Raw genomic sequence first — 15,839 nt, 5'->3', positions numbered from 1 at the left:
GCCGCCCAGGCCGCCCTCTGGCCACACTCGGATGGACGTGATCAACCAGGACTCACGTGCTCAACCGGACAGAAGCGCAACACGCAAAGTCCCTGCCTGCGGACCTCAGCCGGCAACGGGCCTGCCCTCGATCTCCGGACCGGATGCCGGGAAACCGGGGGCGACCGCAGGCGCTTCCCACGTTCACCAAGTGCCGATCGGCCAGGTCGGCGCCCCGCTACTACCCCGGCAGCATCACCACGCCTACGCCGCAGACCTTCAGCGTGGCCTCCCCACCGGCAGTTGGAGACCGGCTTCGGAGTTGACCACCCCTGTCGGAGCGAGCGATCACGCACTGCACCCCGGGCCCATATCCGCCTGATTGGAGCCCGGTGACAAGACTTACGGGCTTTACGCAGGTTCCTCTTCGTACGCCTTCTGGCCTTGCTTGCCGAACCCGACGCGTCTGGCAGTGCCGCACCGTCCCGGCGTTGTCGGGGCTGCTTCCCGCCCTCACCGGCGTTCCCCGGATCAGACTGCCCCCAGCTTCTACCGAGCCGCTGCGACGGCCCGGCGGCGAAGGTCTTCCACCTCCACTCGGTCACACGGCGCCTCGTGGCGCACCCAGCTGTTCTTCCGGCGCACCTGCCCCAACAGACCGCGCACGTAGTCCCGCATATGCCGACGCGGCTCAACCCGCCCGAAGCGCTCGCCCACCCGCAGCAGCAACGACCCCAACTCGGCATCCCACAGACCTACTTCGACATCGCTGTCCGTCTCCATAACCAGTTCAACGCGCCCCGATCGGGTGAGTCACGAACCACCGCTACCCTGACCAGGCGTCAGCAAACTAGACTCCAAAAGAGCCACCTGACCAGGGCATATGGAGAAGTGCAACTGGAGAGCTAGCGGCTGCGCCGGTGCAGGAGCACGTCGGCGGCAGCGGCCAGGACGATGACCGCCCCAGTGACCGACTGCTGGTCGTAGGACTGCAAGCCCAGCAGACTCATTCCCGAGGCGAGGAAGCCCAGGATGAGTGCGCCGATCGCCGTCCTCAGCATCGAGCCTTTACCGCCGAAGAGACTGGTGCCGCCGAGGACGACCGCTCCGATGATGTTGAGCAGCTGCGGCGATCCCATGGTGGCGTTGGCGCCGCCGAGCTGTGCGGTGAGCAGGATTCCGCCGATGCCGGAGAACGCTCCCGCGACCGCGTAGACGCTCCAGGTCACGGCCTTCACATTGATGCCCGTCACCCGGGCGGTGGTGGGGTTGGCCCCGGTCAGGGTGACTTTGCGGCCCCAGACGGTCCGGGTGAGGACCAGTTGGGCCACGACGTACAGCACGATGGCGATGACGGCGATCGTCGGCAGGCCCGCGATGTGGTTGAACGCGATGTTGGTGAACGAGTCCGGCATGCGGGCGTAGGTTGCGCCCTGGCTGGTGAGCAGGGTGATGCCGTTGACGGCGAAGAGGCCGGCCAGGGTAACGACGAACGGCACGACCGTCAGTCCTCCGATCAGGCTCCCCATGATGGCGCCGGAACCGAACCCGACACCGACGCCGGCCAGGACGCCCAACCATACGTTGCCTGTATGCCCCATTACGGCTGCGGCCGTGACGCCGGCCGCTCCGATGACTGAGCCGGCCGACAGGTCAATGCCCGCCGTGAGGATCACGAAGGTTGCCCCGATCGCGGCGACTGCCACGACTGCCGACTGGGTGAGGATGTTCTGCAGGTTACTGCTGCTGAGCAGCCCGTCGGTGGTGACCGACAGAACCGCGATCAGCAGCAGCAGCACGGGCAACATCGCCAGCTCGTTGGTCCAAGTGGGTCGGCGCTGCCACGCCTTCCGCAGTGTGGATCCGCCCAAGGCCGGGGGTTGGCGGTGTAGTCGGGATCCGGTTGGGGCCACGATCGGTTCCTTCGGCTCTTGGCGGGTGAGCCCCTCGCGCGGGTAGTTCGTCACAGCGTCGCCTTCGTCTTGTCGGTTTCGGGGAGCCTGTCGGCCGGCTACGTCAGCTTCCGGCGGGGACGGCGCAACCCCAGACCTTGGCCGTGGTGGTGGCGGCGTTGGTCTGGTTCAGGGGCAGTCCCGCGATGCCGACGGTCTTCTGGGCAAGGCTCTTGCCCTGAGCGAGGGTGTGAGCGGCGTCCACGGACTGCAGGCCGAAGCTGTCGATAAGGGTGGCGATGTCGGCGTCGATGCGCTTGTTGCGGATGGCCGCGCAGCCGTTGGGGTCGCCGTCGATCGTGACGACGGTGACGTGCTTGGGGTCGGGTGCGGGAGCCAGGCGGCTGGCGCTCTTGAGCGCCGACTCGACGGAGGGCCACAGGAAGTCGGAGGGGACGTAGATGGCATTGATGCCAGGGTTCTTCTGCAGAGCGTTGGAGACTCCGTCGAGAGCCTTGGAGGGGTCCCAGTCCGTGGGGACCTGCGCGGCGACCTGGACGTTCGCGTTGCCCTTGAGCGCATCGTTGAACCCGTCACGACGGCCGATGGCGTTCTTGTCGGTCAGGCCTCCGACGAGTTCGAGGACCTTCAGCGGCTTGTTCTGGGCGATGAGCTGCTGCGCTGCAAGCTTGCCGTCGGCGACCGGGTCGCCGGTGATCTGGAAGGCGACGTTGGAGCTGTCGGTCGGGGCGCGGTCGATCGCGATGAAGGGCACCTTCGAGGCTCTGGCGCGGTTGATGGAGGACTGGATCTGATCGGCGTTGACGGCTATGACGATGACCGCGTCGACCTTCTTGGTGTCCAGCAGGTCTTGGATCTGGGAGGACTGCTTGGCAGCGTCGTTGTCCGCGGCGGCGAACTCGACCTTGTCGCCTTGCTGCGCCGCGGCCTTCTTGATCCCGTTCAGTTCGGCCTGGCGGATGGCATTGAGCTGATCGAAGCTCACGCCGATGGTGAGCTTCCGGGCGCCGCCCCCGCTGGACGACGTCGATGACTTGGAGTCGGTGGAGGAGCAGGCGCTGAGGGCGAGGATAGTGGTCAGGGAGGCGGCCAGGGCCAGCTTGGTGGTGCGCACAGTGGTTCTTCTTTCTGGGGATGGCCGCAGGAGCCAGTGGGTTGAACAGATTGAACGGACAAATCGAGGACACTCAGTGGCGTACGGGCCGCGCGGTGCTGGTGCGCAGCCGGGTGAAGAGGGCGGAGAGGGAGCCGCCCTGGAAGCTGGCGGCAAGGACCGCAGCCAGTAGGACTCCGGCACGCACGATGTCGAAGACGTACGGCGAGGTGCCGGTGAGCACCAGCCCGTTTTCGACGAACGTGAGAATGAGGCAGCCCAGGGCCGTTCCCAGGACGCTGCCGCGCCCGCCGAAGAGACTTGTCCCGCCGAGGACGACAGCGGTGATGACGGTCAGTTCGAAGCCCTGGCCGACGGTGGGCTGAACGGCGCCGAGTCGCCCGACCTGGATGAGTGCCGCCACGCCGGCCAGTCCCGCGGCCAGGACATAGACGGCGACCAGTACCCGCCGCACCGGAAGTCCGGCGTCCCGTGCCGCGCTCGGGCTGGATCCGACGGCCTGTACGTAGCGTCCGAAGACGGTACGACGAACCGTCAGTTGGGCCGCCGCCACGACAGCGATCCCGACGAGGATGGGCCACGGGATACCGAGGACGCTGCCGGTGCCGATGCCACGCAGGCGCTCACTCACGATAAGGCTCTGCTGGTGAGTGATGTGGCCGGCGACTCCGCGCCAGATCAACTGGGCGGCGAGGGTGACAATGAGCGCGGGTACTGCAGCGACGGCGACTCCGAGCCCGTTGGCGAGCCCGACCGCGGCTGCGGCGAGCAGCACCATCAGGAAGACCACGGCAGTGGCCGCGTCAGCCAGGAACGCCGCAGTCTCGACGGCACCGCACAAGTACAACGTGGCGCCAACGGACAGATCGATGCCCGCGGTCAGGACGACGAATGTCATTCCCACCGCGGCGATCACCAACGGGGAGCTCTGGATTGCGATATTGCGCAGATTGGAGACGGTCGCGAAACGCGGCGTGCTGAAGGCCAGCGCGGTGAACAGAACAACCGCGACCACGGGAAGGGGATCCCGAGCCAGCGTGCGGCCGATCGGGCCCGCCATACCGGAAAAAGGACGGCGATTCATGTGAGCTTCCCCCCGGTGGCGAGTCGAATGATGTTCTCCTGGGTCGCACGAGGCCTGTCGAGGGTTCCGGCAAGCTGACCGTCGTGCATCACTGCGACGCGGTGGCTGAGGCCCAACAGCTCTTCCATCTCGCTGCTGATCAGCAGGATCGCGGTACCGCGTGCAGCGAGGGCGGTGAGCAGGCGGTACACCTCGGCCTTGGCTCCGACATCGATGCCGCGGGTCGGCTCGTCCATGATCAGTAGCTTCGGCGGCGCGGAGAGCCACCGGCCAATAACGATCTTCTGCTGGTTGCCGCCGGAGAGCGAGCCGCTGACCGCTTCGAGGCCGCCTCGCGCGGTGATCCCGAGATCAGAGGCCAGCCGACCCGCAAGGACACGATCCGCGCGATGATCGAGGAGCCCAGCCCAGCGGCCGGGTCCGCGGGGGTGCAGAGTGCCGATCGCGGCACTGGTCAGGTTCTCGCGGATGGGACGGTCAAGGAACAGCCCCTCATGCCGGCGGTCCTCGGTCACGAATGCCATACCCGCGTCGATGCATCTACGCGGCGTACGAGTCCGCAGCGAGGTATTTCCGAGGCGGACGTGCCCGGAGGAGGGATTCAACCCGAACAGGGCTCGCGCTACCTCGGTACGCCCGGAGCCCATCAGCCCGGCCAAGCCAAGGATCTCGCCCTCGCGGATATCGAGGTCGATATTCCTGACCCGCTTGCCGCCGTCGAGACCCCGCACCTGCAGAACGGTCCGCTCGCCGGCAGGCTGCGCAACGGGATAGCCGTCGGACAATTCTCGTCCAACCATGAGCGACTCGAGGCGCGGGCGGGTGATGAAATCGGCTTGCGTGGTCTCGATGATTTTTCCGTCACGCAAAATAACAATGCGGTTCGCCAAGCGGAAGATCTCGTCGAGGAAGTGGCTGATATAGAGCACCGCGACGTTATCGGCAGCGAGTTGCTCGACGATACTCATCACGTGCCCACGCTCGGCCAGGTTCAGCGACGCGGTGGGCTCGTCGAAGATCACGACGGTGGGGTGTGTCGCGAGCGCTTTGGCGATCTCCACGAGTTGACGTTCGCCGGGCGCCAGATCCTCCACGAGCCTCTGCGGCCCGAAGCTGGCGCCCACCCGATCCAGCAGAGGCTGCACCTCCTGCGCCAGGTGGCGCGGCCGGACCACGAAGCCGCTGTGGTCCCCCAGACGCGAAATGAGGATGTTCTCGGCGACCGTCAGATGCGGGAAGAGGCTCAGCTCCTGGTGAATCGCGGCCAGCCCCAGTTCACGGGCCTGACCGACACCGCCGGTGAGCTGCTGGCCCGCGATGTGGATCTCACCGGCGTCCGGACGGACGATCCCGGCAAGGAGGTTCTTGATCGTCGACTTCCCGGCACCGTTCTCTCCCGCAAGAGCGATGACCTCGCCCGGCTGGACCGAGAAGCTGACGTCACTCACGGCGCGGATGCCGTCATAGATCTTCTCGGCGCCTTGGATCGAAAGCGCCTTTACCGGAGTGGAGCGCTGCGCTGATACAGAGTTCAAGTCCATGGCGCTCACCGCACCCGAGCCCGGCTGGCCGGCTGGCAGAGGCAGGGCCCTCTGCCCTGACCGCCCGGCCCCGGCGGCTCGAGCTTCGTGGGACGGATGGGAGGCATGGTGGAACCTCGTCTCGGGAGAAGTGATCATTTCTTGAGTTTGAACACTAGGAGCACGGTTGAGACAGGTCAACGCTTCAAGTCCAGCGCAATGCGGATTGATTTCATTCGTGTTTCAGATCTTGCCGCGAAGGACGCCGCGCCACTTGCGGACGGCGCTCAGCCGAATGCTCACGAACGTGCGCACCAACGGGAGGCAGTACAGGGAACTGCACGCAGTGTGACCAATCCGTAATCAAGTCGTTGCGGTACGAGAATAGGCGCCGATGTCAGCGCAAACCCAAGGAGCGAGCCGCATGACTCCCATGCACTCGCACGCACGCAACGCCAGTCGCTTAACGTGAATAAAGACACCTAAGACAGGGCTCGGCCAGCTCGGATCACTGAGAGGACATCGGACGGCCATACCTTTTCGAGACCGACCCCAAGGCGGCCCGGAGGAGTTTCCAAAATGGGCCCGAGTGCGACCGAACCGGCCGGGGGCGAGTGCGCTCCAGGTCATGGCAGCAGATCAGCCCCTACTGGCTGATTCGCCCTAATAGTTCGATCTTCACAGTCCCGCGCCGCTGAGCTGTGCTCGGCGTCCTTGGCGTGGAGGGCCTTCACCGAAGCCCCGGCACCCAGGGCACCTTCGGCTACCGCTCGCGAACTGCTGTGCGGAGGCGGCCCGGGTCAGGGCTGGACCGGGCCGCCTCGTCTTCTCCTGCATCCGAGCCACCGACGCGACCGCGTGCGTCATATCCGCCAAATACGCATCACCCGTACGACGTGCGGGTCCTGCCGAGCCGCACGACGACATGATGGAGTGGTAGCTGGGGCAACTTCAGGATCAGGAAGCGGAGTGCAGTTGCTGCCGCTGCCGCCCCAGGTGGTCAATCTCCAGTTCAACCACGTCCCCAGCCTTCAGGTATGGCTGATCCGGCATCCCGAGAGCGACCCCCGCGGGTGTGCCCGTGTTGATGACATCACCCGGGTGCAGAACCATGAACTGACTCAGATACCAGACCAAGTAAGCCACGCCGAAGATCATGTCGGCCGTTGAGCCATCCTGCCGCAACTCACCGTTGACCCAAAGACGTAGGCCCAGATTCTGCGGATCGGAGATCTCGTTCGCAGTGACGATCCACGGGCCAAGCGGATTGAACGTCTCACAGTTCTTTCCCTTGTCCCACTGCCCGCCTCGCTCAAGTTGGAAGGCGCGTTCACTCACGTCGTGACTGATGGTGTAGCCCGCGACGCAGGCCAGAGCGTCTTCGGGGCTGGCGAGGTAGCGAGCTGTCCACCCCATGACCACCGCGAGCTCCACTTCCCAGTCCGTCTTACGCGACGTAGGCGGGATCAGGACACGGTCGTTCGCACCCACGACCGTATCGACGGCCTTGAGGAACACGATGGGCTCATCGGGTGTCGCGAGTCCTGACTCCCGGGCGTGGTCACGGTAGTTCAGACCAATGCAGACGATCTTTCCCACACGCTCCAGCGGCGGCCCCAGTCGATCAATGTGGCGAACCTCCGGCAATGTCGCCAGGGAAAGATCCTCTTCCGTCCACGTCAGCACTTCGGCTGTCACATCCCGTGCTACCGGTGACAGGTCACGCCATACACCGTCCGCCCCGCTCACTATCGGACGCTCGCACCCGGGCCAGCCATGGCGCGCGAATCTCATTATTCTCCGTCTCCCCTACCCTTAATGCTGGTCCGAAAATTCGAACTCGCGCATGTTTTCAATGCTCGCAATGCGCATATGGACTCTGTGCCCGCGGTGGAAAAAAGCGCGTGCGCCCCTGGCGGAGCTCACGAGCACCGGGACACGCGCAGCCCCAGGCAGGGCCTCGGCCCGCGGAACCCGCGGCCGATCCAGGCCGGCGTCCGGGCGCTCCTGGCTACACCACCGCTCCCATCCGCCACGGCACGATCTCCTCGGCGCCGAAGCCGAGCGCCTCGGACTTGCTCTGCACACCTGATGCCATGTCAACCAGGGCCTCGAAAAGCTGGCTTCCCAAGCGGATCTGGTCTTCGCGCGACATGGCAGGACCAGCATCGAAGTCGATGTCACCCCGCATGTGGTCGTACAGGCGGGTGGTTGTGCTGATCTTCATGCAGGGCGTGGGTCGCGACCCGAAGACCGAGCCCCGTCCCGTGGTGAAGGCCAGCAGGTTCGCCCCGCCGGCGACCATGCCTGTCGCTGAGACGGGGTCGTAGCCCGGGGTGTCCATGAAGGTCAGCCCGGGCGCGGTGACTGCCTCGGAATACTCGACCACGCCGTTGAGCGGGCTGGTGCCACCTTTGAGGACGGCGCCGAGCGACTTCTCCCAGATCGTGGTAATCCCGCCTGCCCGATTACCCTTGGACGGGTTGCTGTCCAGTTCCGCACCGTTGCGCGCGGTGTAGCTCTGCCACCAGGTGATCAGCTCGTCGACGCGACGGCCGATCTCGGGCGTCGCGGCCCGCCGCCGAAGCAGGTGTTCCGCACCGTAGATCTCCGGTGTCTCGCCCAGAATCACCTTGCCGCCCGCGGCGACCAGGAGATCGGCGGCCACTCCCAGAGTGGGGTTGGCGGTCAGGCCCGAATAGGCGTCGCTGCCGCCGCATTGCAGGCCGAGCGTCAGCTCGGAAAGCGGGATGGGTTCCCGTCGCAGCGCGACGACTTCCGCGACCATCGCGTCAACGCGTTCGAGTGCGGCGTTGACGGTGGCCGCGGTCCCCCCGAGGTCTTGGATGCCGAGCCTGTCACCGATGGCGTTCGCGCCGAAAACGTTCTCTGGCTGGTTGACCTCGCAGCCCAGGCTGATCGTCAGGACCTTGGCTACGTTGGGGTGCTGAGCATAGCCACGAAGGGTGCGACGAAGGATGTCATCGCCGGCGGTGCCCTCTGCCATGCCGCAGCCCAGATCATGGGTCAGCGCGATGATCCCGTCGAGCCCGGGCACGTCGGCGTATCTGGCGCTCGCACTTTGCGCGATCATGCGCGAGACCGTCGCGGAGCAATTCACCGTGGGCAAGATGGCGATGTAATTGCGCGTCGCGGCTCGGCCGTCGGGCCTGCGGTACCCGAGGAAGTGATCACGCGCCGGAGTGGCTGGCGATGTCCACGCGGGGAGTTCCCCTTGAACCGGTGCGCTGCCCAGGCTGTGTTCGCTGACCCCGATGTTGTGCATGTGTACGTGGGCGCCCGGAAGGATTTCCTCACTCGCGATACCGATCACCTCCCCGTACTTGTGTACGGGTGCTCCCTTGGCGATGTGCCGCACGGCGACTTTGTGACCGGGCGGGATGTCGTCCAGCGCCGCCACCACCCCGTCAGCGGTCTGGACCGGCGCACCCCGGCTCACCTCGGCCTGGACGAGCCCGACCTCGTCCACGCCCTCTCGCGGCACCAGCGGCACCACGGTGCCGGTCGCAGAATCCTCGGTCATCAAAGGCCCATCCCCACCGTCGTAACCCACCCATCCCACCGCTCGGCGGCCACGTCCACGGTGCCTTGCAGAGCCGCACCGGCATGCCTCACCGATCTCCTCTCGGCCTTCTCGGAGACCTCGATCGAATGACGCTCGCCGAGCGTCGTTGGCTCGTTGGCTTCGCCACGTGGATATCGGCCCCCAAGAGCAGAATTACCATAGGGGTCCTGCTGAAATGACCGGAGTCCGGATTCAGAGACCTGGAACTTGATTCTCATACAGGTGAGCGTAGAACGATCAGTGGTGTGCAGCGAAGCGCGAATAACGGAACGGCTCCATCTGGAATGCGAATCAAGGTGGTCCGCGCCAGCCTCAACACCCCCGCCCCGCGATCCATCGCACGGATTCGGGGTCAGGAAGCCGCCCACCCTCACATAAGGACGTCAGGTGTAGAGAGGCGTCACCGGTAACGCTCCGCCTCTGTGACGCCGGTCAAGTGACTGCTGACTGGTCCGCGGTCAGCGAGGAAACTCCGTGACACCAGGGGGCAGCGGCGCTTGCTGCTGGGCCTCGAGAAATGCCTTGACGGCGGCAGTGTCGGCGCGTCGGCGCGTCCAGAACAGGGCGACATCCCGGTGTGCGGTGGCCGAGTCGATGGCGCGCACGGCGAGTCCCTCGGTTCCGGTCGTCTGCAGTGCGAGGCGGTTGATGACGCCAATACCGAAGGCAGCGCGGACGAGCGCGACAAGGGTCGCCGGCTGATCCGTGAGATAGGCGATGTTGGCACGCCCGGAGAGGTCGCCGAGGGCATTGCGCAGGTCGAATCCGCCGCCGGACTCCTCACTCCCCTCTGGATTGCCAACCAGCGGCCGCTTCAGGATGTCGTCCACACTCACGACCCCTTGTTCGGCCAGCGGATCGTCCTCACGCATGACGGCCACTACGTCTTCACGCCATATGGTGCGATGGCAGAGCGTGTTCTCCCGCATCTTCGGCAGCATCGGCCTGAACGCGAGGTCGACGGTGCCGTTCACCACCATCTCCTCCAGCGTGGCGGCAGTTCCCTCGTGCAGGTCGATCGTCACACCCGGATGCGTGGTTTGCAGTTCGCGCAGCACCAAGGTGAGGTAGGCGGAACTCACACTCGGATAGCTGCCGATCCCCACGTGTGCGACGACGTTGTCAAGCGTGCTGCGGGCTGCCTCGACGCCCCGTTGCAGTTCAAGAAGGGCAGCGATGGCATGGCCACGGAAAACCTCCCCCGCTTGCGTGGGCCGTATGGGGCGGACCTTGCGGTCGAAGAGACTGACCCCCAAGGCATTCTCCAGCGCCGCAACATGCGTGCTGACCCGGGATTGCGAGAGGTGCACCACCAAGGTGGCGGCGCCGAAACCACCCGCGTCCGCAACCGCGAGGAAACTCCTGAGCCAGGATGTCTGCAATGACATCGCATCCCGGGGATCCAGGGGAGCGCATTCCTCCGAGGCGTCGATCTCGTCCATGGGCTCCTCAAAAGCTGGGTGTCTGTCCTGCTCAGAGGGGGATGGACTATTCATCGGTTGCCTGTCTTGCCTGTGCCATGGCAACAAGTTCTGACAGGTGCACAACACGTGTGTAGAGGTGAGCACGACGAACCGCGGTGATAAGTTGACGCTGACAGCCTGGGTTCACCACTACCAGATAGTCAAGCTCCAGCTCCGTCAACGCCGCCATTTTCTCCGCGAGTACGCGTCGGCTATCACGTCGCCGGAGGACCGCGTAGGTACCGGCAGCGCCGCAGCAGTCGCCCGCGCCCGGGATCTCAATGTAATTCCCGAGTGCCTCCAGCAGCTCGCGGGGCTCTGCGGAGACCCCCATCCCGTTGCGCAAGTGACAGGAGTCCTGGAGACCGATGCGAGCCGGCCGGCCGTCGACGAGGATCGGCCCGGAGGGAAGGCCACGTTCGAGCAGCGCCTCGGAGTAGTCCACGACCCGGCTCCTACCCGCGACCACAGCCAAATGGGCTGAGCAGCCCCCGGCTGTGGAGACGATTCGGCCGGGGCGGTCAGCGAGCTCGCGTGCCAGCTGCTCGCCGCGAGCCATGTCACCGTTGTGGGCATGCAGCGCGCCGCAGCAGCCCTGGTCCCGGGGAACCTGCACGCCAGGCAGGGTGCTGGCGGCCGCCTTGCTCACGCCGGGGAACAGAGCGCGTTCGAAGCAGCCGAGCATCAGCGTGTCGCCACCTTCCGGAGCCGTGTCCGGAGCGGTGAACCTGGCGTGGCGGCGCACTCTCCCCAGGAGGCGAATGAGCCGGGTGCGGGCTGCGACGAGCAGAAGTGGTCGGACGCGCAGCGGTAGGCGCCTCCCCTTCCACTGGGCGTCGCGCAGTTCCTCCAGCAGTTGGCCGTAGGGGACGCCGGCAGGACAGACCGGCTCGCAGGCGCGACAGCCCAGGCAGAAGGAGCCCTGCTCACGGGCAGCAGCGTCGAAGACATCGACTGTGCCGTCGTCGATGGCCCGCATCAGCGCGATGCGCCCACGCGGTGAGGACGCCTCGTCTCCTGTTAGCTTGTACGTCGGGCATGCGGGCAAGCAGAACCCGCACGAAATACAGGTGCCCAGGGCCTTGGGGTCGAAGGTGCTCTCGGCGGTCATGATCCAAGCTTTCCGGGATTGAGGATGCCTGCGGGGTCGAAGGCGTGCTTGATTCGCGCCAACAACGGGATATGTACGGGACCGAGCTGTGCGGCAAGGTAGGGCAGTTTTGCCGCACCGACGCCGTGTTCACCGGTGATGGTCCCGCCCAGTTCCACGGCAGTGGCGAAGATGTCGTCGAAGGCAGCCGCGACGCGAGCACGTGCCTGGGGGTCGGAGGGATCGAAGCATCCAGTCGGGTGCGCGTTTCCGTCGCCAGCGTGGCCGAAGGTCGCGATGGTCACGCCGTGCTTGTCAGCGATGGCGTCGATACGGCGCACCAGTTCGGGCAGCCGGGAGCGGGGAACTCCGACGTCCTCCAGCATGGTCGCGCCGCCCAGCCGGGACAACGCGGGCAGCGCGCATCGGCGGGCGGCAAGCAGCGCCTCAGACTCTGTCACCGCGGTGGCGACCTGAACTGACATAGCGTCGTGCTCTCGCATGGAGTCGGCCATTGCCGAGACCGTTCGGGACACCTCGGCCGGGCTGCCGTCGTCGCCGAAGAGCAGCATCGCGCCTGCATCCATGTTGAGGCCCAGCCGAGCGTATGACTCGACGGAGCGGATACACCGCGCGTCGAGGAACTCCAAGGTGGCTGGCAGAATACCCGCTGCGATCACACCACGCACCGCGTCACTCGCCGCCTCCAAGTCCGCGAAGTACGCGATCCCGGTAGTGCTCACCGCGGGCGCAGGGCGAAGAGCGAGCGTCAATTCGGTGAGCACCGCCAGGGTGCCTTCGGAACCGGTGAGCAAGTGGACAAGGTCGTAACCGGCGACGTCCTTGAGCAGGCGGCCGCCCGCCCGGATGACCTCGCCGTCGGAGAGGACTGCCTGCACGCCCAGTACGTAGCCGCTGGTATTGCCGTACTTCAACCCATGGAGACCGCCCGCGTTGGTGGCGACGTTCCCTCCGAGTGTGGACACCCTCTGACTGCCGGGGTCTGGTGGATAGTGCAGCCCGTGCTCGCGGACGTCACGTGCCAGTGTCTGGGTGGTGACACCCGGTTCGACTACCGCTGTCAGATCGACGGGATCGATCGAGATGACGCGGTTCATGCGGGTGAGGGCAAGGACGATGCCGCCCTGTGTCGGGACGGCTCCGGCGGCCAGGCTACTTCCGGCGCCGCGGGGCACCACAGGGATGTGGCGCTCGCTGGCCCACCGCAGGATGCGCGACACCTCTTCGGTGCTGGCCGGCCGCACGACCGCAGTGGGTTCGCCCGAGAAGCCGAACGTGGCATCGGTCCGGTACGCAACGAGTGCCGCTGGGCGGGTTTCGACATGGGACGGCCCGACGATCTTGCCCAGGTCAGTGCCCATCGCGCGGACGCCGATAGCTGTCGGGACACTCATGCCGCGGTCATCCCCCCGTCGAGGATGAGAGCGGCACCGTTGATGAACCGGCCGTCCGGCCCCGCGACGAACGCGACCATGGCTGCGACTTCGTCCGGCGAACCCATTCGGCCGTCGAGTTGTCTGGCGGCCATCGCCTGTCGGGCTGCCACCGGGTCGGGCGCGGACGCCAGTATCTTCCCTATCCACTCGGTCTCCACGGTTCCCGGGCAGATCGCCACACAGCGGATGCCCTCGTGGGCGTGGTCCACGGCAACCGCCCGGGTCAGGCCGACCAACCCGGCCTTGGACGCGCAGTACGCGGCGCGGCGGGCCAGCCCGATCTGGCCTGCCACCGAGGCGATATTGATGATCACGCCTTTGCCGCGGTCGAGCATCAGCGGCAGAGTTGCCCGCGAAGTCAGAAACGGGCCCGTGAGGTTCACCGCCAGGACGCGATTCCAGTCATCATCGCTCGTCTCGAGCACGTTCGCGTTCAGCCCGATGCCGGCCACGTTCACCAGCACCTCCGGGGTGCCGACGCTCACGGCGATTTCCCGGGTCACCGCGCCCACAGCCAGCGGTTCGATGAGGTTGACCGGGAAGCCGAACGCCTTCCCCCCGGCCTGCCGGATCCGGTTCCCGGTTTCGTTCAGCCCGGCGCCATCGAGATCCATCATGGCGACGTCATAGCCATCGCCGGCAAGGCGCTCGGCTACCGCCCGGCCGATACCGGAGGCGGCGCCAGTGACTACCGCAACAGTGCTCATGAGTACTCCGCCCCGGGAAGCGATCCGTCCATGGCGTATCCGCCGTCCACGTCCAAGCAAGCGCCGGTGGTATAGCGCGCCTCGTCAGAAGCGAGGTAGCAAAGCGCTGACGCCACCCACTCCGGCGGCGCGATTTCCCCCAGTGGGATCTTGGCTTTCAGGGAGCGGACGATATCGGGTGTGTAGATGGGGTCGCTCATTTGGCTGTAGGTCGCACCCGGCCGGACGCAGTTCACGGTGATGCCGTGCGGCGCCAACTCCGAGGCCATGGTGCGGGTCATTGCCTCCAGCCCGCCCTTGGTCGCGGTATAAGGCGCTGCATTCGGCTCGGAGACCACCGCGTGGACCGAGGAGACATTGACGATACGGCCACGTGTGCCGGTGTCCACCATGATGCGGGCGACCGCCTGGCTTAGAAAGAAGACCCCGCTGAGGTTCACCGCGATGACACGGTCCCAGTCTGCCCGGGTCACCTCCAGGAAGGGCGCGATACGAAGAATGCCGGCGACATTGGCCAAGACGTCGATCCGCTGGAAGTACTCTTGCAAAAAGGCCCGCAGATGCAACACCGCGTCCGGATCGGCGACATCGAGACAGACCTGGTGCAGGCGATTCTGATACTTCTCGGGATATGACTCGTCGTGTTCCAGGTCGACTGCGACCACGGTGGCGCCTTCATCGAGCAGCCGGATCGCCGTCGCCCGGCCGATGCCGGAAGCGGCTCCGGTGACGACTGCCACCTTGCCGGTGAATCTCATTGCGCAGCCTCTCGTACGAAGCGGAAGGGGGTAGACGGCCTACCCGGGGTATCGGCGGATCGCTGCAGCACCGCGCCGGAGAGGGGCCACTCGGCCAACTGTTCCCCGGTGAGATCGATGGACGCCGAGGTGACATACATCGTGCGCAGGTCGTCCCCGCCGAATGCAATACTCGTCGGGCGCAGGACCGGTACGGGGACGACCTCGGCCACGGCACCATCAGGGGTGAAACGGATCAGTTGGGCACCGTCCCAGAACGCGCACCACACGTCACCCGCGGAGTCGACCCGCAGCCCGTCGGGGATGCCCGAGAGCGACGAGGTATCGGCGAATACGCGACGATCGACTGCTGCCCCGGACTCGACGTCGAAGGCGTACCGATAGATGACATCTGCGCGGGAGTCCACGAAATACATCCAGCGCCCATCCGGCGACCAATCCATACCGTTGGAACAATAGAAACCCTCGTCCACCACCGTGTACGTGCCGTCGTGGTCGAGTCGGTAGAGCCGACCGTCCGGACCGGTCTCGCTGTCTTCCAGCGAACCGGTCCAGAACCGACCCGCGGGATCCACCGACCCATCGTTGAAACGACAGGCCGGTCGGTCCACTTCGGGGTCGGCCAAGAAGGTCCGACGGCCATTCCGGACGTCCAGCAAGTGCCAACCGGTACGCATGCCAACGACAAGCACGTGCGGGTCGTCGGTCAGGCCGAGGCAGCCGACCTGGGCCTCAACATCGATTTTGGCCGGCTCCTCGGCTTCGGCGGCTTGCGCCATGACACTTCCGCTGACTATGTCCACCCAATAGAGGGTGCCGGTCCGCTGATCCCATACAGGCCCCTCGCCGAGCGTGGCACGTCCGCCCCAGAACACAGTTGTCAACTACGGCTCCAATCTGGCATTGCACCACGCCACTCGGAGTCAAGGTCCGTGAGCTGGTGCCATGCCACCGACGATAGAGGGGCCTGTGCCGCACAGTGAAGCGCGAGTAACAGAACGGAACCATCCGCGTCGCGGATAGCCGCTGATAGGAGCGCTTCCGGAGCCGATGACACTTCAGCGTCAGACGTCACGCACAGTTACGCATGGCATGCGGCGAGTGGCGCCGAACTGCCAGCGCAATTTTTCACGCCTTTGGCCCTGACCGTCCCGGGCAGCTAGCCGCG

At 65.9% G+C, this 15,839-nt stretch carries 13 protein-coding genes and 1 pseudogene; all 14 read right to left on the bottom strand.

Annotated elements, in window-relative coordinates; translation table 11 throughout:
- Nucleotides 1-603: 603 nt before the first annotated feature.
- Nucleotides 604-762, bottom strand: a pseudogene (locus AB0M29_RS40265) (IS701 family transposase); the annotation flags it as partial.
- A 122-nt stretch (nucleotides 763-884) separates the two neighbouring features.
- Nucleotides 885-1,778 carry an ABC transporter permease gene (locus AB0M29_RS40260; RefSeq protein WP_365391780.1) on the bottom strand — a complete coding sequence of 298 codons (894 nt, stop codon included), beginning with the start codon at nucleotides 1,776-1,778 and terminating at the stop codon, nucleotides 885-887.
- 217 nt (nucleotides 1,779-1,995) lie between these two features.
- Nucleotides 1,996-3,006 (bottom strand): sugar ABC transporter substrate-binding protein, encoded by a 1,011-nt coding sequence (locus tag AB0M29_RS40255; RefSeq protein ID WP_365391779.1) that lies wholly within the window; start codon nucleotides 3,004-3,006, stop codon nucleotides 1,996-1,998.
- A gap of 73 nt (nucleotides 3,007-3,079) precedes the next feature.
- Nucleotides 3,080-4,021 (bottom strand): ABC transporter permease, encoded by a 942-nt coding sequence (locus AB0M29_RS40250; RefSeq protein ID WP_365391778.1) that lies wholly within the window; start codon nucleotides 4,019-4,021, stop codon nucleotides 3,080-3,082.
- 65 nt (nucleotides 4,022-4,086) lie between these two features.
- A complete protein-coding gene (locus AB0M29_RS40245) occupies nucleotides 4,087-5,631 on the bottom strand; it encodes a sugar ABC transporter ATP-binding protein (RefSeq protein WP_365391777.1) in 1,545 nt (514 codons plus the stop codon).
- A gap of 936 nt (nucleotides 5,632-6,567) precedes the next feature.
- Nucleotides 6,568-7,404, bottom strand: a complete 837-nt coding sequence (locus AB0M29_RS40240) for a fumarylacetoacetate hydrolase family protein (protein WP_365391776.1) — start codon at nucleotides 7,402-7,404, stop codon at nucleotides 6,568-6,570.
- Nucleotides 7,405-7,621: 217 nt separating this feature from the next.
- Entirely contained in the window at nucleotides 7,622-9,154 is a 1,533-nt protein-coding gene (locus AB0M29_RS40235; RefSeq protein WP_365391775.1) for an altronate dehydratase family protein, read from the bottom strand.
- A complete protein-coding gene (locus AB0M29_RS40230; RefSeq protein ID WP_365391774.1) occupies nucleotides 9,154-9,414 on the bottom strand; it encodes a hypothetical protein in 261 nt (86 codons plus the stop codon). Before AB0M29_RS40230 ends, AB0M29_RS40235 begins: the two co-directional genes overlap by 1 nt.
- 240 nt (nucleotides 9,415-9,654) lie before the next feature.
- Nucleotides 9,655-10,638, bottom strand: a complete 984-nt coding sequence (locus AB0M29_RS40225) for a LysR family transcriptional regulator (protein WP_365391773.1) — start codon at nucleotides 10,636-10,638, stop codon at nucleotides 9,655-9,657.
- Nucleotides 10,639-10,684: 46 nt separating this feature from the next.
- Complete coding sequence (locus AB0M29_RS40220; RefSeq protein ID WP_365391772.1) at nucleotides 10,685-11,770, bottom strand: (Fe-S)-binding protein; 1,086 nt, start codon at nucleotides 11,768-11,770, stop codon at nucleotides 10,685-10,687.
- Nucleotides 11,767-13,164, bottom strand: a complete 1,398-nt coding sequence (locus AB0M29_RS40215) for an FAD-linked oxidase C-terminal domain-containing protein (RefSeq protein ID WP_365391771.1) — start codon at nucleotides 13,162-13,164, stop codon at nucleotides 11,767-11,769. Before AB0M29_RS40215 ends, AB0M29_RS40220 begins: the two co-directional genes overlap by 4 nt.
- Nucleotides 13,161-13,913 (bottom strand): SDR family oxidoreductase, encoded by a 753-nt coding sequence (locus tag AB0M29_RS40210; protein WP_365391770.1) that lies wholly within the window; start codon nucleotides 13,911-13,913, stop codon nucleotides 13,161-13,163. The genes AB0M29_RS40215 and AB0M29_RS40210 overlap by 4 nt, the downstream gene beginning before the upstream one ends.
- On the bottom strand, nucleotides 13,910-14,671 hold the full coding sequence (locus AB0M29_RS40205; protein ID WP_365391769.1) for an SDR family oxidoreductase: 762 nt from the start codon (nucleotides 14,669-14,671) through the stop codon (nucleotides 13,910-13,912). The genes AB0M29_RS40210 and AB0M29_RS40205 overlap by 4 nt, the downstream gene beginning before the upstream one ends.
- A complete protein-coding gene (locus AB0M29_RS40200) occupies nucleotides 14,668-15,546 on the bottom strand; it encodes an SMP-30/gluconolactonase/LRE family protein (protein ID WP_365391782.1) in 879 nt (292 codons plus the stop codon). Before AB0M29_RS40200 ends, AB0M29_RS40205 begins: the two co-directional genes overlap by 4 nt.
- Between the last annotated feature and the right edge of the window lie 293 nt (nucleotides 15,547-15,839).

Source organism: Streptomyces sp. NPDC051976 (genome assembly GCF_040680795.1).
Taxonomy (GTDB): domain Bacteria; phylum Actinomycetota; class Actinomycetes; order Streptomycetales; family Streptomycetaceae; genus Actinacidiphila.
The sequence above is the reverse complement of the archived record's forward strand: the minus strand, read 5'-3'. Positions and strand labels throughout refer to the sequence as shown.

Bases quoted from the DNA above. Each gene is read 5' to 3' on its own strand.
- AB0M29_RS40220 (WP_365391772.1), bottom strand. From the start codon at position 11,770: ATGACCGCCGAGAGCACCTTCGACCCCAAGGCCCTGGGCACCTGTATT.
- AB0M29_RS40205 (WP_365391769.1), bottom strand. From the start codon at position 14,671: ATGAGATTCACCGGCAAGGTGGCAGTCGTCACCGGAGCCGCTTCCGGC.
- AB0M29_RS40210 (WP_365391770.1), bottom strand. From the start codon at position 13,913: ATGAGCACTGTTGCGGTAGTCACTGGCGCCGCCTCCGGTATCGGCCGG.
- AB0M29_RS40225 (WP_365391773.1), bottom strand. From the start codon at position 10,638: ATGGACGAGATCGACGCCTCGGAGGAATGCGCTCCCCTGGATCCCCGG.
- AB0M29_RS40215 (WP_365391771.1), bottom strand. From the start codon at position 13,164: ATGAGTGTCCCGACAGCTATCGGCGTCCGCGCGATGGGCACTGACCTG.
- AB0M29_RS40235 (WP_365391775.1), bottom strand. From the start codon at position 9,154: ATGACCGAGGATTCTGCGACCGGCACCGTGGTGCCGCTGGTGCCGCGA.
- AB0M29_RS40240 (WP_365391776.1), bottom strand. From the start codon at position 7,404: ATGAGATTCGCGCGCCATGGCTGGCCCGGGTGCGAGCGTCCGATAGTG.
- AB0M29_RS40245 (WP_365391777.1), bottom strand. From the start codon at position 5,631: ATGGACTTGAACTCTGTATCAGCGCAGCGCTCCACTCCGGTAAAGGCG.
- AB0M29_RS40230 (WP_365391774.1), bottom strand. From the start codon at position 9,414: ATGAGAATCAAGTTCCAGGTCTCTGAATCCGGACTCCGGTCATTTCAG.